Below are 1261 nucleotides of genomic sequence, written 5' to 3' on the forward strand. Positions count from 1 at the left end.
GGGACTGCCCCGGATCTGATTGACTCGCGGGTTGTGGTGGTTTCAGGCCGCGAGTGAGGCCTGGTTCAGGGTCTCATACTCGACCGGGGTCAGCCGGGACAGCCCCCGCTGGCGCCGTCGGCGGTGGTAGGTCCGCTCGATCCAGCACACCATGGCTAGACGCAGTTCTTCCTTTGTGTCCCAACGTTTCCTGTCGAGCACGTTGCGTTGCAGCAGCGCGAACCACGACTCCATGGCCGAGTTGTCCGCGCATGCGGCGACCCGGCCCATGGAGCCCTGCAATCGGTTGCGGGACAACAAGGTTACGAACTTTCTGGAACGAAATTGACTACCCCGGTCGGAATGAACAATGGTGCCGACTGGTGACCGCAGGCCGATAGCGTTGCGCAGCGCCGAGCACGCCAGTTCAGCGGTCATCCGGTCGTCGATGCTGTAGCCGACGATGCGGTTGGACCACACGTCCTTCACAGCGCAGATGTAGAGCTTCCCCTCGCCGGTGCGGTGCTCGGAGATGTCGGTCAGCCATAGCCGGTTCGGGCCGGTGGCGGCGAAATCGCGGCGAACCAGGTCGTCGTGGACTGGTGGGCCTGGCCGGGAGGTCAGGCCGCGTTTCTTGGCGAATGCGCTGTAGATGCCCTGCAGCGAGCACAAACGCTGGACCCTGTTCTCCCCAGCCTCGAAACCGAGATCGGCCAGGTCGTCGGCGATGAACCGATACCCGAATTCTGGATCGTCGGCGTGGATGTCGAGGGCAGCGTTGATCAGATGCGCGTCGTCCCAATCACGCTGGGACACAGGTTCTTCGCGCCACTTGTAGAACGCCTGTTTCGAGAATCCCAACACCCGGCAGGCCACCGCCACCGGGATTCGGTCAGCGGCAAGGTCCAGGACCAGCGGGTACATCATTTTGGGGGCAGCTCGCGGGCGAAGAACGCTGCCGCCCGCCGCAGAATTTCGTTCTCCTGTTCCAGCAGCTTGTTGCGTTTACGCAGCTCACGCAGTTCGTCCGACTCGGCACGGGTTGCCCCGCTGCGATGTCCGTCCTCGATATCGGCTTGTTTGAGCCAGCCGGCCAGGCAGCTCTCCGATATCCCGAAATCCTTCGCCACCTGCCGCAGTGTCGCCTCGCCCTTGCGGGCCACGGCGACCACGTCGCGACGGAATTCTTCGGGGTAGGGCTTGGGCACGGTGACGCATCCTCTCACAAAGGAGACCGAACAGTCTCCTCAGGTCAGGAGTCAACCCAAGCCGGGGCAGTCCC

At 63.4% G+C, this 1261-nt stretch carries 1 protein-coding gene; it reads right to left on the reverse strand.

The genetic code is table 11. The features are described 5' to 3' along the window. Window positions 1-42 precede the first annotated feature (42 nt). Window positions 43-1187 (reverse strand): IS3 family transposase gene (locus NV1_RS41640; RefSeq protein WP_373864714.1). Its coding sequence is split into 2 segments (ribosomal slippage): window positions 43-914 and window positions 914-1187, totalling 1146 coding nucleotides; the frame shifts between segments, so codons are not numbered across the junction. Window positions 1188-1261 lie beyond the last annotated feature (74 nt).

The organism is Nocardia vaccinii NBRC 15922 (assembly GCF_001613305.1).
Taxonomy (GTDB): domain Bacteria; phylum Actinomycetota; class Actinomycetes; order Mycobacteriales; family Mycobacteriaceae; genus Nocardia; species Nocardia vaccinii.